13 protein-coding genes are annotated in these 13,491 nt (G+C 64.9%); 5 read left to right on the forward strand and 8 right to left on the reverse strand.

Annotation, left to right across the window (positions count from 1 at the left end; translation table 11 throughout):
• Position 1: 1 nt before the first annotated feature.
• Both grxC and AC0L28_RS32750 read right to left on the reverse strand, forming a co-directional pair.
• Positions 2–271: a glutaredoxin 3 gene (gene grxC, locus AC0L28_RS32745; protein WP_027153348.1), complete on the reverse strand. Its 270-nt coding sequence runs from the start codon at positions 269–271 to the stop codon at positions 2–4.
• Positions 272–298: 27 nt separating this feature from the next.
• Positions 299–1,084, reverse strand: a complete 786-nt coding sequence (locus tag AC0L28_RS32750) for a ComF family protein (protein ID WP_473482553.1) — start codon at positions 1,082–1,084, stop codon at positions 299–301.
• Between the two features lie 53 nt (positions 1,085–1,137).
• Between AC0L28_RS32750 and AC0L28_RS32755 the strand changes: the two genes are divergently transcribed.
• Positions 1,138–2,040, forward strand: a complete 903-nt coding sequence (locus tag AC0L28_RS32755; protein ID WP_473482555.1) for a methyltransferase domain-containing protein — start codon at positions 1,138–1,140, stop codon at positions 2,038–2,040.
• 28 nt (positions 2,041–2,068) lie between these two features.
• Here AC0L28_RS32755 and AC0L28_RS32760 read toward each other — a convergent pair whose 3' ends face one another.
• The 5 genes from AC0L28_RS32760 to argJ form a co-directional block, all read right to left on the reverse strand.
• The gene (locus tag AC0L28_RS32760; protein WP_023797290.1) at positions 2,069–2,248 is read right to left on the reverse strand and encodes a Flp family type IVb pilin; all 180 of its coding nucleotides are present in this window, start codon (positions 2,246–2,248) and stop codon (positions 2,069–2,071) included.
• A gap of 98 nt (positions 2,249–2,346) precedes the next feature.
• On the reverse strand, positions 2,347–2,688 hold the full coding sequence (locus tag AC0L28_RS32765; protein ID WP_023797289.1) for a hypothetical protein: 342 nt from the start codon (positions 2,686–2,688) through the stop codon (positions 2,347–2,349).
• Between the two features lie 112 nt (positions 2,689–2,800).
• Entirely contained in the window at positions 2,801–3,223 is a 423-nt protein-coding gene (locus tag AC0L28_RS32770) for a (deoxy)nucleoside triphosphate pyrophosphohydrolase (RefSeq protein ID WP_473482557.1), read from the reverse strand.
• Complete coding sequence (locus AC0L28_RS32775) at positions 3,220–3,999, reverse strand: GNAT family N-acetyltransferase (protein WP_473482559.1); 780 nt, start codon at positions 3,997–3,999, stop codon at positions 3,220–3,222. The genes AC0L28_RS32770 and AC0L28_RS32775 overlap by 4 nt, the downstream gene beginning before the upstream one ends.
• Positions 3,999–5,240 (reverse strand): bifunctional glutamate N-acetyltransferase/amino-acid acetyltransferase ArgJ, encoded by a 1,242-nt coding sequence (argJ, locus tag AC0L28_RS32780; RefSeq protein ID WP_473482561.1) that lies wholly within the window; start codon positions 5,238–5,240, stop codon positions 3,999–4,001. Before argJ ends, AC0L28_RS32775 begins: the two co-directional genes overlap by 1 nt.
• 196 nt (positions 5,241–5,436) lie before the next feature.
• Between argJ and AC0L28_RS32785 the strand changes: the two genes are divergently transcribed.
• Positions 5,437–6,093 (forward strand): TetR/AcrR family transcriptional regulator, encoded by a 657-nt coding sequence (locus AC0L28_RS32785; protein WP_473482563.1) that lies wholly within the window; start codon positions 5,437–5,439, stop codon positions 6,091–6,093.
• A 284-nt stretch (positions 6,094–6,377) separates the two neighbouring features.
• Here the strand turns inward: AC0L28_RS32785 and AC0L28_RS32790 are convergent, their stop codons facing one another.
• On the reverse strand, positions 6,378–7,310 hold the full coding sequence (locus AC0L28_RS32790) for a peptidylprolyl isomerase (protein ID WP_287245785.1): 933 nt from the start codon (positions 7,308–7,310) through the stop codon (positions 6,378–6,380).
• Between the two features lie 251 nt (positions 7,311–7,561).
• On the opposite strand from AC0L28_RS32790, the gene secA reads away from it, so the two are divergent.
• The 3 genes from secA to AC0L28_RS32805 all read left to right on the forward strand — a co-directional run bounded on the left by secA (position 7,562) and on the right by AC0L28_RS32805 (position 13,353).
• The gene (secA, locus tag AC0L28_RS32795; RefSeq protein WP_473482566.1) at positions 7,562–10,294 is read left to right on the forward strand and encodes a preprotein translocase subunit SecA; all 2,733 of its coding nucleotides are present in this window, start codon (positions 7,562–7,564) and stop codon (positions 10,292–10,294) included.
• 378 nt (positions 10,295–10,672) lie between these two features.
• Positions 10,673–12,073, forward strand: coding sequence for a lipopolysaccharide biosynthesis protein (locus AC0L28_RS32800; RefSeq protein WP_128246139.1), 1,401 nt, complete (start codon positions 10,673–10,675; stop codon positions 12,071–12,073).
• Positions 12,073–13,353 (forward strand): GNAT family N-acetyltransferase, encoded by a 1,281-nt coding sequence (locus tag AC0L28_RS32805; RefSeq protein WP_473482568.1) that lies wholly within the window; start codon positions 12,073–12,075, stop codon positions 13,351–13,353. Before AC0L28_RS32800 ends, AC0L28_RS32805 begins: the two co-directional genes overlap by 1 nt.
• The last annotated feature ends 138 nt before the right edge of the window (positions 13,354–13,491 follow it).

A 13,491-nucleotide genomic window follows, 5' to 3' on the forward strand; every position in this document is an offset into this window, starting at 1 on the left:
CTCAATTCGTCGAGCCATTGGCGAGCAGACGGTCAAGCCGGCCCTCCGCCTCCAGTTCGTGGAGATCGTCACAGCCGCCGACATGCGTGTCGCCGATGAATATCTGCGGAAAGGTCGAGCGGCCATTCGCGCGGGAAATCATTTCCCGGCGCAGTTCCGGCGAGAAGGAGGCGTCATGCTCGGTGTAGGCGACACCCTTGCGCTCGAGCAGCCGCTTGGCCGCCACGCAATAGCCGCACATCATCCGTGTATAGATCGTCACGTCGACCATCAGTCAGCAATCCTGCCTTTTCCCAATCTATATAGTCGCGGACTCGTCGGCCCGAAAGTCCCCCGGCAGCACGCGCGCAAAGGTCAGCACGTCGACGGTCCCGGCACCGCCCTTCTTCAGCGCCTTGGCGACCGCGCGGACAGTGGCGCCGGTGGTATAGACATCGTCGATCAGGAGCACCCGGCGGCCGGCGATCTCGATCTCGGCCTCCTCCGGCACTCTGAAGGCGGCACGCACATTCTCCTCGCGTTCCCGCCGCTCCAGCCCGACCTGCTGGCGGGTGAGTTTGACGCGCCTGACCGCGGAGGGCGCAAAAGGCAGCCCGCCAAGCTGCGATACCGCCCTTGCCAGTTCCGCCGACTGGTTGAACTGACGCCTGAAAAAGCGCCGCCAGTGCAGCGGCACCGGCACGACCAAATCGGCTTCCGCGATCAGTTCGGCACCGGCGCGCAGCATCCAGCGCGCCATCCACGGCGCCAGATCGGTGCGATCCTGGTATTTCAGCCCTTGCACCATCTGGCGGGCGACACCTGAGTAAGCGACCGCGGCCCGTGCCCGCTCGAAGGGCGGCGGGTCGGCGATCGCCTCGGCCGACAGGAACCCCTCGCCCATGTGATGGGTGAACGGCGTGCCCATCACCGGGCACCATGGCCGCTCCAGAAGCCTAAGTTTCGGCCAGCAGGCGCCGCACAGCACGCCGGGCTGCGAGACATGCCGTCGGCAACCGGCGCAAACCGGCGGAAACAGGATGCGCGCCGGCCAGTCCGACGCCTTTCGAGCGACACTCTTGATATCCGGCATTGGATCGGCCACGTGGTTCTTTCTCCGCCACCCTATATCAGAGTGCGGAAACCAGGAACTGTCAGTTGCAACCTATAGTCGATACCTCTCTCTGGCTGGCGCACAAGCGCCGGGCCCTCGCCAGCCCGGCTGCCGGCGCGGATTTCCTGATGCGGCGGGCGGCCGAGGAACTCGCCGACCGGCTGGGCGCAGTGGAACGCAAATTCAACAGGGCGGCCGTCCTGTTTTGCCAGACGCCGGCGGCAGTCGACGTGCTCGCGACAAGCGGCAAGGTGGCGGACATCGTGCGCGTCGAGGCGGATGCGGCTTTCCTGGGCGACGGGGCGGGGGGCGATGGAGCGGGGGGCGATGCCGCGGGACTGGTGGCGCCGTTGGAGACCGTGCCATTCGAGCCGGAAAGCCTCGACCTCGCGGTGTCGCTTTTGTCGCTTCAGGCAATGAACGACATTCCCGGCATGCTGGTGCAGATCCGCCGCGCACTGAAGCCGGACGGTCTTTTCCTAGGCGCTTTTGCCGGCGCCGGCACGCTTTCCGAGCTGCGCGAATGCCTGCTCGCCGCCGAGACCGAGTTTTACGGCGGCGCCAGCCCGCGCGTCATCCCGTTCACCGACGTGCGCGACGCCGGCGCGCTTTTGCAACGCGCCGGTCTGGCCTTGCCCGTCGCCGACGTCGAGACGGTGACGGTGCGCTACGATTCCCTGTTCGGCCTGATGGCGGACCTGCGGGCGATGGGCGAGACCAGCGCGCTCATCGACCGCAGCAGGCGACCGGCCACACGAAAGCTGTTTGCCCGCGCCGCCGAAATCTATGCCGAACGATTTTCGGATGCCGATGGCCGCGTCAGGGCGAGTTTTCCGATCGTCTGGATGTCAGGCTGGGCGCCCGACGCCTCGCAGCAAAAACCGCTGAAGCCGGGCTCGGCAAAACTGTCGCTGAAGACAATCCTGGAAAATCCCGGCCGGCGCTGACCGGTTTATTATGGACGCGGCTGGTCGGTTACTGCGCGAAAGCCTTCACAAGCTTGCTGGCATTGTCGCTGAACAGCCACGTGATTGCGTCGGCGACCTTGCCGACGCCGCCTACGATGGTAAGCGACAGCACGGCCACGATCAGCCCATATTCGACAGCCGTCGCGCCGGTCTTGTCTTCCCAAAATCGTTGCAGCAATGTTTTCATGGCCCTCGATCCCGCTTGCCGGAACCCTAGCGCGGACCTGTTAAGAAAGGTTAATGACACAGGCTTAACAGGCGATGAAAGCACCGCTTTGGCCGGTGTCAGCAGTCGCCGCTGCGCTGGCCATTGTCGCGTATCACGCAGATCGAAGTGGGCAGCGGCTGCAGCACGCTCCTGCGCAGCGTGTAGGTATCACGACGGCCGGTCGAGCCTGTGCTTCCAATCGAACCCGTGCTTTCAACCGACCCTGTGCTCATCCTGTCGAGGCCGCCGGCAAAATCGTCGCGGGCTGATCGCGTCCGGTTGTCGAGCAAGGGCGTGGCGATCAGGGCCAGCGCCACCGCGGCCGAGCCGAACAAAAGCGTGATCCGCAATATTCCCATGCCGGCAGCCCTAAAGCTGCGGTCGGGTCGGATCGAATCCCAGTCCCTGTCGAGGCTCATGCAACCGCGCTCCGGCGAAGGCCTGGACACGACCTTCCTTCGATTTCTGCCGTCATTTTTTCACGGCCAGATAAATCTTCCATTAACGTTGTCTATGTCTCGGAGGGCAAAATCACAGAAGATCGATGAGGAACTGGATCAGCGGCGCGTCGGCCGGCGGCATCGGAAAATCGCGCATCTGGCGCGGCCGCACCCATTTCAGCACCTGCCCCTCCTTCGGCTGCGCGATGCCGCGGAAGCGACGGCAGACGAACAGCGGCATCAGCAGGTGAAAATCATCGTAGGAATGGCTGGCGAAGGTGAACGGCGCCAGGCAGGGAATATCGGTTTCGATGGCGATCTCCTCGTACAATTCGCGGATGAGGCATTCTTCGGGCGTCTCGCCGGGCTCGACCTTGCCGCCCGGAAACTCCCACAGGCCGGCCAGTTGCTTGCCTTCGGGGCGCTGCGCCAGAAGCACGCGGCCGTCGGTATCGACCAGCGCGCAGGCTGCGACCAGGAGCAGGCGCTTGCCGACAGGGTGCGGGCCGGTCATGCGCCGGGCGGCCGGCGATAATGGTAACGATAGAGTTCGTCGAACCCGAGCGAACGATAAAGCGCCAGCGCCGGCGCGTTGTCGGCCTCGACCTGCAGCCAGGCTTCCCGGGCGCCGCGCAGCCGTGCCCATTTCAGCGCCGACAGGATGAGGTGGCGGCCATGGCCCTGGTTGCGCACCGATTTGTCGGTGGCGATCTCGAACAGCCCGGCAAGATCGCCGTCATGGACGCAGATCAGCGTCGCCAGCGGTTCGGTGCCGTCTTCGAGCGCGAACAGCCCGGCTTCCGGCTGGATGGCGCCGATGATCTCCGACAGGCCCGGCCGCAGAGACACATCCGAGCCGCTTACCTTGAGCGCCGCGCCGATGAAGCGGCTGATGTCCTTCAGCGGGATCTGGTCCATGGCGGCATCGAGCTGGGCGTCCGCCAGCGGCAGCCGCATCACCAGCGATTCGTCGAATGTGCTCCAGCCCTCGCTGTCGAGATGTTTGGCAAGGATCGGCCCCGACAGCGGCGATATGCGGAAGGTCAGCGGCCGGCCATAGGCGTCGAAACGGCGGCTGGCGCGGCCGATGCGATCGGCAATGTGCTGGATGTCGCCCGGATCGAGCGGGTTGACGGAATTCAGCCGCTTGGCCGGATGGCCCGCCGTCAGCCGCACCACCCAGGTGCCGTCATAATGCACGGCCGCCGCCGGCCAGGCGCGAAAGCCGGCCGCCTCGTAGCGGCGCACGATGGCAAGCACGCTTGCCGGATGTCTGGAAACCAACGCCATCAACTCCGATAATCGCCGTTGATGGCGACATACTCCTTGGTGAGGTCGCAAGTCCACACCGTCGCCTTGCCGCGGCCGATGCCGATATCGGCACGGATGCGGATCTCGTCGCGCTTCATGTAGGCCGACGTCGCCTTCTCGGAGTAGGCGGCGTCGCGCTCGCCCTGATGCGCCAGCCTGATGTCGCCGAACCAGATCGACAGCAGGTCGCGGTCGGCCGGTTCGCCGGCCTTGCCGACGGCCATGACGACGCGGCCCCAATTGGCGTCTTCGCCGGCGACCGCCGTCTTGACCAGCGGCGAATTGGCGATCGACAGCGCGATGCGCTTGGCCGAGCGGGCCGATTTCGCGCCGGTGACGGTGACCTCGACCTGTTTTCGCGCGCCCTCGCCGTCGCGCACCACTTGCAGTGCCAGCGCTTTCAGCACCTTGCCGAGCGCGCGGCGGAAGGCGCCGAGGCGCGCATCGCCGGCATTCGTGATATCAGGCGCGCCGCGTCGGGCGGCCGTGCCGGTGGCGAACATCAGCAGCGTGTCGCTGGTCGAGGTGTCGCTGTCGACGGTGACCGCATTGAAGGTCTTGGCGGTGCCGCGCGACAAAAGATCCTGCAGCACGGGGGCTGCGATCGGCGCGTCGGTGGCGATGAAGGAGAGCATCGTCGCCATGTCGGGCGCGATCATGCCGGCGCCCTTGGCAATGCCGTTGATGGTGACGTCGGCGTCGCCGAGTTTTACCGTCGCGGTCGCCAGTTTCGGATAGGTGTCGGTGGTCATGATCGCCTTGGCGGCTTCGGTCCACAGGTCCGGCCTGCCGTCCTTGACCAGTCCGGCGAGCAAATGGCCGAACTTGCCGGCATCCAGCGGCTCGCCGATGACGCCGGTCGAGGCCAGAAACACTTCGTCCGGCGTGCAGCCCGCAGCCTTGGCCGCAGCTTCACCGGTCATTGCCGTGGAGGCTCGGCCCTTGCTGCCGGTGAAGGCATTGGCATTGCCGGAATTGACGACCAGGACGCGCGCCTTGCCGGCGCTAAGATTCTGCCGGCAGAAATCGACCGGCGCCGACGGGCATTTCGACTTGGTGAACACGCCGGCGACCGTGGTGCCGGCATCGAAGACCATGGTCAGCAGGTCGGTGCGGTTCTTGTACTTTATCCCGGCCTCGGCTGTGGCGATGCGGACGCCCTCGATGTCAGGCATTTTGGGATATTTCTTCGGCGCAAGCGGCGAAATCGTGGCTGACATGAGGACCTCGGGCGGGAGAAACGCAAGAGAGCGCCGGTTTGCCCGATAGCGGGCGCCGGCGCAAGGGCGTTTGGTGGTTGAGCACGTTCCCCTTTCTCATCGAAACGAAACGCTCAGTTGCACGAAACGGACCGTTTCGTTTCGACTAAAAAGTGTGTACGATGTGCCGACGAAAATCATGGGCAAGGAAAACAGGATGGGGCTGGTTCCGGGGCGCAGGTCGATCGGCGCGCGGCGCAACCCCGACAGCGCCGACGCCATTCTCGACGCCGCCGAGGCAGTTCTGGTCGAGGCCGGTTATTCCGGCTTCTCGATCGAAGCGGTGGCGCGGCGGGCGCGTGCGGGAAAGCCGACAATCTATCGCTGGTGGCCGAGCAAGGCCGCCTTGCTGTTCGACGTCTATCAGCGGCTAAAGCGCGTTGATTATCCCGATACTGGGAACCTCGAGGACGATCTCGTCGGCTTCCTCAAAAGCCTGTTCTCGCACTGGCGCGAAACATCGTCAGGCAGCATCTTCAGATCGCTGATCGCCGAGGCGCAGTCGGACGCGACCGTGACCGCCGTGCTTGCCGAATACACCAAAGGACGCCATGCCCATACCGGCCAGATGATCGAACGCGCCAAGGCAAGAGGCGAAGTCGCGGCCGACGTCGATTCCACGCTCGTCGCCGACCTGGTCGCCTCGTTTGCCTGGACGCATCTTTTGACCAATCGCCTCGACGAAGACGAAACGACGCTGCGCAAGGCGGTTGGCTATCTGTTGAAAGGCATAGAAGCTGACGATGCCGGCTCGGTCGACGCCGCGGCTGTCCGGCGGAGGCGTCGACGTGTCATCGGTCGCACCGCCCGGTAGAGCGGCAGGGTGGCGGGGCAAGACCCTGGCGTGGTGCAGACCACCAGAGGAACAATTGTCGGAGGCTGCGCTGCCCCTCATCGCCCTGCCGGGCACTTCTCCCCGTATAGTGACGGGGAGAAGGACGCCTTCGCAACGGATTTCGCCAACCTCCAGCGTTGCAGGAATGGCGCCGGGGTCGCGGCCAGCCCCCTTCTCCCCGTCACTACACGGGGAGAAGATGCCGGCAGGCAGATGAGGGCCGACGCCGACGCCAACAATTTTGCAGAGGCGATTGCCCTCGCCTACTTCGTGTTTTCCAGCGCGTCGACCGTCTTCTTCAGCTTCTCGTCCGGGATCTCGACCTTGGCCTGGGCGCGCAGCGACTTGACCAGCGCGATGTATTTGTCGCGGATGACAGCCTGACGGGCCTGATCCTTGACCTGGTCGAAGGCCGGCGGCTGCTTGGCGCGCTTGTCCTCGACCTGGATGACGTGCCAGCCGAACTGCGACTGCACCGGCTGCTCGGTGTACTTGCCGACCGCCAGCGCGAACACCGCCTTGTCGAATTCCGGCACCATCTGACCGGGTCCGAACCAGCCGAGATCGCCGCCGCTGGTCTTGCCGCTCGGATCGCTGGTGTGCTCGTTGGCGAGTTTCTGGAAATCGGCGCCGCCATCGAGCTGCTTGATGATCGCATCGGCCGCTTCCTTCGTCTTCACGAGGATGTGACGGGCATGGACCTCGTTGGCCGGCGGCGTGTTGGCGATTTCCTGGTCGTAGCGGGCGCGAACCTCGGCATCGGTGATCTTGCCGACGACATCCTTCTCGACCATTTCGCCATGCAGGGCGCGCTGCTGCAGGAACGCCATGCGGCGCTGGAAGTCGGGATCCTTGTCGAGGCCGGTGGTGACTGCCTGGGCGGCCATGACCTTGATTTCGATCGCCGCCGAAAGGGCTGCGGCGCGGCGCTGTTCGGGCGGCATCTGCGCAAACTGCTGCGACAGCTCGCCCTCGGCAAGCGCAAGGTCGGCCTCGGTCAGCGACTGGCCGTTGATCGTGGCGACCACGGCGTTCGGATCGACCGGCGCGGCCGGCTGGGCGGGTGCGCCCGGTTGGGCGGGGGCTGGTTGGGCGGGCGCGGTGTCCTGCGCCATCGCTGGCGACAGCGACAGCGCCGTCAGCCCGAATGCCAAGCCAAGGCTGGCGAGCGACGCGCGGCGGAACAATAAGGACATACAATTAACTCCAATGGGGATAGCTAGGGCGGGATGGCTTCCAGACCAGCCGGATTGTGGCGGAATTTGGCACGGTCGTCAGGGCCAGCGCGCCGTTGACATCGATTGAGCCCCCTCTTATCTGTCCAACGACTTTGCGTCCAGAACCGTTTTCCGGGCGCTTTTTGCGTTTGTCCGCGCTTCACGTGGATTTGATGGGGCCGGCCGGCACCCGTCGCAACGACTTGGAATGCTATCGAAAGGACCATTGAATGGTCAGTTTTGGCGGTCTCGCCCGTAAGGTTTTCGGCTCCTCCAACGATCGCCGGGTCAAGTCGACCCGACCGCGCGTCGAAGCGATCAACGCCATGGAAAACGAGATGCGGGCGCTCTCCGATGCCGAACTGACGGCCCGCACGGAAAAATTCCGCCAGGACGTCGCCAACGGCGCCAGTCTCGACGATCTCCTGGTGCCGGCCTTCGCCACCGTGCGCGAAGCGGCGCGCCGCGTGCTCGGCATGCGCCCGTTCGACGTGCAGCTGATCGGCGGCATGGTGCTGCACAATGGCGGCATCGCCGAGATGCGCACCGGCGAGGGCAAGACGCTGGTCGCCACGCTGCCCGTCTATCTCAACGCGCTCGCCGGCAAAGGCGTCCATGTCGTCACCGTCAACGACTATCTTGCCACACGCGACTCCGAATGGATGGGCCGCGTCTACAAATTCCTCGGCCTTACCGTCGGCGTCATCGTCCATGGCCTGTCCGACGAGGAACGCCACGCCGCCTATGCCGCCGACGTCACCTACGCCACCAACAACGAGCTCGGCTTCGACTATCTGCGCGACAACATGAAATACGAGCGCGCCCAGATGGTGCAGCGCGGCCACAGCTACGCGATCGTCGACGAGGTCGATTCCATCCTCGTCGACGAGGCGCGCACGCCGCTGATCATTTCCGGTCCGCTCGAGGACCGCTCGGAAATGTACAATACCATCGACGCCTTCATGCTGAAGCTCGAGCCGGCCGACTATGAGATCGACGAGAAGCAGAAGACCTCGATCTTTACCGAGGATGGCACCGAGAAGCTGGAAAACCTTTTGCGCGACGCCGGCCTGCTCAAGGGTGAGTCGCTCTACGACGTCGAGAACGTCGCCATCGTCCACCACGTCAACAATGCGCTCAAGGCGCACCAGCTGTTCCAGAAGGACAAGGACTACATCGTGCGCAACGGCGAGATCGTCATCATCGACGAATTCACCGGCCGCATGATGCCGGGCCGCCGCTATTCGGAAGGCCTGCACCAGGCGCTCGAGGCCAAGGAGCATGTGGCGATCCAGCCGGAGAACCAGACGCTCGCCTCCGTCACCTTCCAGAACTATTTCCGCCTCTACAAGAAGCTCGCCGGCATGACCGGCACGGCGCTGACCGAGGCCGAGGAATTCGCCAACATCTACAATCTCGACGTCACCGAGATCCCGACCAATCTGCCGGTCATCCGTATTGACGAGGACGACGAGGTCTACCGGACCGTCGAGGAGAAGTACAAGGCGATCGTCAGGGAGATCAAGGAAGCCCGCGAAAAAGGCCAGCCTACCTTGGTCGGCACCACCTCGATCGAGAAATCCGAGCTGCTGGCCGCACGCCTGCGCAAGGAAGGTTTTGCCGATTTCGAGGTGCTGAACGCCCGCCACCATGAGCGTGAGGCGGCGATCGTCGCCCAGGCGGGTAAACCCGGCGTCATTACCATTGCCACCAACATGGCCGGCCGCGGCACCGACATCCAGCTCGGCGGCAATGCCGACATGCGCATCGCCGAGGAGCTTGGCGACATGCCGGCCGGCCCCGAGCGCGACGCCAGGGAAAAGGCAATCCGCGACGACGTCGCCCGGCTGAAGGAGAAGGCGCTCGCCGCCGGCGGCCTCTACGTGCTCGCCACCGAACGCCATGAATCGCGCCGCATCGACAACCAGTTGCGCGGCCGCTCGGGCCGCCAGGGGGATCCCGGGCGCTCAAAATTCTTCCTGTCGCTGCAGGACGATCTGATGCGCATCTTCGGCTCCGAGCGCATGGACGGCATGCTGCAGAAGCTTGGCCTCAAGGAAGACGAGGCGATCATCCACCCCTGGATCAACAAGGCGCTGGAAAAGGCGCAGAAGAAGGTCGAGGCGCGCAATTTCGACATCCGCAAGAACCTGCTGAAATATGACGACGTCTCGAACGACCAGCGCAAGGTGGTGTTCGAGCAGCGCCTCGAACTGATGGACGGCGAAGGCCTGTCCGAGACCATCGCCGAGATGCGCGAGGGCGTCATCGAGGAGATCGTCGCCAAGGCCATTCCCGAAAACGCCTATGCCGAGCAGTGGAACGTCGCCGGCCTCAAGGCCGAGGTCGCCGAATTCCTCAATCTCGACCTGCCCATCGAGGACTGGGTCAAGGAAGAGGGCATTGCCGAGGACGACATCCGCGAGCGCATCAGCCAGGCCGCCGAGACCGCTGCCAAGGAGCGTGCAGAGCGCTTCGGCCCCGACGTGATGGCCTATGTCGAGCGCTCCGTGGTGCTGCAGACGCTCGACCATCTGTGGCGCGAGCACATCGTCAACCTCGACCACCTGCGCTCGGTCGTCGGCTTCCGCGGCTACGCCCAGCGCGATCCGCTGCAGGAATACAAGGGCGAGGCGTTCGAGCTGTTCCAGGCGATGCTGGGCAATCTGCGCCAGGCCGTCACCGCGCAATTGATGCGCGTCGAGCTGGTCCGCCAAGCCGCCGAAGCGCCGCCGCCCGAGGCGCCCGACATGTTCGGCAGTCATCTCGACGGCACCACCGGCGAGGACGATTTTGATGGCGGCGAGACCGGCCTTCTGGTTCGCCAGGAGACCCACGCCACCGTCGCCCCCGAGAACCGCGACCCGCAAAACCCCGCCACCTGGGGCAAGGTCGGCCGCAACGAGGCCTGCCCGTGCGGGTCAGGGAAAAAGTACAAGCATTGCCACGGGGCGTTCGCGTAAGCACCCACTTCCCTTCTCCCCGTTCACGGGGAGAAGGTGCCCGAAGGGCGGATGAGGGGCGACGCCAACGCCCACGATTAGCCAATCTCCCCGCCCGTGGGGGGATGGCCGGCTGGCGAGAGGGGGGCGCTGTCGCGTCGACACCGGAAATGGGCCTTCAGCTCTTATTTCTTTCCATCAGCTGCTGGCCTGTCGTTTCGTCGCGTTCTGCCGCGAACGGTGAACATGGCACAATGCCGGCGCCCCTCATCCGCCTGCCGGCACCTTCTCCCCGTGAAGGGGGAGAAGGGAACACTCCTACCTCCCACCCAACCGTTTCTTAATGTGTTTTGACTACACCTAGACCCGAAAAGAAGCCGAGAACGGAGTGTGATCAGGGTGCGCTTTTCCGCGGCGACGACAGCCGGGCGGTTCCTGCCGCAGCGCCTTGCGCTGCGCGCAAAGCCGCTGCTTGGCCGCATCGATGCCGTGCTGTTCACCGCCGACGAGCGCGGCGAAGCCAGCCGCATGTCGCTGATCGCCTTTTCCATCCGCATCGTCAGCGCCGTCATCGCTTTCGTCAGTCAGGTGCTGATGGCGCGCTGGATGGGCTCGTTCGAGTATGGCATTTTTGTCCTTGTCTGGGTGACGATGGTGATCGTCGGCAATCTCGCCTGCCTCGGCTTCCACACCTCGATCATCCGCTTCATTCCCGAATATCGCGAGCGCAACATGCTGGCCGAACTGCGCGGCATCGTGCTGACCAGCCGCCTGTTCGTGCTGGTCGCCTCGACGGCGATCGCCGGACTGGGCGCGCTCGGCGTCTGGCTGCTCTCGCCGTTTATCGAGAACTACTATGTCGTGCCGTTCATTCTCGGCCTCATCTGCATGCCGATGATCGCCATGTCCGATCTGCTGCAGGGGCTGGCGCGGGCCAACTCGTGGGCGCTGTTTGCGCTGGCGCCGACTTATCTGGTGCGGCCGGTGCTGATCCTGGCGCTGATGGCGCTGATGCTTCTGGTCGGCTTTGCGCCCGATGCCAGGACGGCGATCTTCGCCTCGATCGCCGCCACCTATGCCACCACGCTCGGCCAGCTCATCGGCATCACTGCGCGCATCGGAAAAAAAATCCCGGCCGGGCCGAGGAAGCTGCATTTCGCGCAATGGTTCCTCGTGTCGCTGCCGATCTTCCTGGTCGAAGGCTTCTTCTTCCTGCTCACCAATGCCGACGTGCTGATGGTCGGCGCCTATATGAATCCCAACGACGTCGCCGTCTATTTCGCCACGGTCAAGACGCTGGCACTGGTGCATTTCGTCTATTTTGCGGTCAAGGCGGGCGTTGCCCAGCGCTACGCGCAATTCACCCATGGCGAGCCCGAAAAGCTCGCCGCCTTCGCCCGCGAAACCGTGTCGTGGACGTTCTGGCCATCGCTGTTGATGGCGCTGCTGGTGCTGGTGCTGGGCGAGCCGATGCTGAGCTTGTTCGGGCCTGAATTCGTTGCCGGCTACCCGCTGTTGTTCCTGCTGGTCTTCGGCGTCGTCGCCCGCGCCGCCGTCGGCCCCTGCGAAAGCCTGCTCACCATGAGCGGCAACCAGAATATCTGCGCCGCCGTCTACGCCATGACGCTGGCCTTCAACATCGGCCTCAATCTGGTGCTGATCCCGCTTTTCGGCCTGTGGGGCGCGGCGATGGCGACCGCCTTCGCGATGATCTTCGAAGCCGGCGCGCTGTCCTTCACGGTCTGGCGCAGGCTCGGCATCGTCATGGTCATTTTCGTAGCCGCCAAAGGAGCCGCGTGATGGCTGCCATCCCGTTGCTCGAGGAAACCAGCGGCGGCCCGGCCGGCGCCCTGGTGTCGGGCCTCGCCGGGCTCGCCCGCGAAGCCGATCCCGCCCATATCGAATTGTTGGCCAACGGCCGGCCCCAGCGCAAACTGGCAATTTACGCCGCCTCCGCCGGCTTCGACCTGGTCGAGGAACTCGACTATCTCTGCGCCCGCACGATCGAGCCCAACGTGTTCTTCAACCCGCGCTTCCTGGCACCCGCCATGCCGCGACTGGAAGACCGCGAGGTGCGGCTGGCGGTCATCCGCGACGGCGACGAATACCGCAACCGGCTGCGCTTGCTGGTGCCGTTCTCGGTGGAGCGGCCGGCGACGCCGCTCGGCGTGCGGGTGATGCGCACATGGTCGAGCCCGTTCGGGCCGATCGGCACGCCGCTGGTCGACCGCGACGATCCCGTCGGCGTCATCGAGGATTTCTTCGCGATGCTGTCGCGGCCGCATCTCAAACTGCCAAAAGTCTTCGTGCTGCCCGACATCCGGCTCGACGGCCCGGTGGCCAGCCTGCTGGCCACCGTCGCCGAGACGCGTGGCCTGACGCTGGTCACCACCGGCAAGGCCGAACGGCCGATGCTCGAAAGCGAGATCGACGGCGATGAGTATCTGAAGGCCTCGCTGCGCTCGCACCATTATCGCGAGTTCCGCCGCCTAAAACGCCGGCTCGCCGACCTGGGCAGGCTGGAGCATCAGGTGGCGCGCGGACCGGAAAACATCCGCCATGCCATCGAGCGTTTTTTGACGCTTGAGGCCGCCGGCTGGAAAGGCCGCGAGCGCACCGCCATGGCCATCGACCGCTACCGCGCCGCCTTTGCCCGCGAGGCCGTGCACCGGCTGGCCGAACGCGACCTGTGCCGCATCCATTCACTGACGCTCGATGACCGCACCATCGCTTGCCTGGTCGTCTTCGTCGAGGCCGGCGTCGCCTACACCTGGAAGACGGCCTATGACGAGACGCTCGCCGCCTGTTCGCCGGGCACGCTGCTGATGATCGAGGTGACCAGGCAGCATCTCGACGATCCCAACATCATGATGACCGATTCCTGCGCCGTGCCCAACCATCCGGTGATGAGCCGGCTATGGACGGAGCGCCGGCCGATCGGCACGCTGGTCCTCGGCCTGACGCCGGACGCCGACCGCCTCGCCCGCCAGGCGGCGTCGCAGATCCACCTCTACCGCGAAACCCGCAACATGGCGCGCCTGCTGCGCAACCGGGTGAAGAGCTTGCTGGGACGGCGGTAGGGCAAAGTGCGGCTCCCCTTCTCCCCTTGTTGTGGGAGAAAGTGGCCTCGCGAAGCGAGGTCGGATGAGCAACCGTGCTTCAAACGGAAGCCGGATTCCAGGGTTTGTTGGTGCGCACCATAGCGTTGAGGGTTGTGA

Source organism: Mesorhizobium sp. WSM4847 (assembly GCF_055811335.1).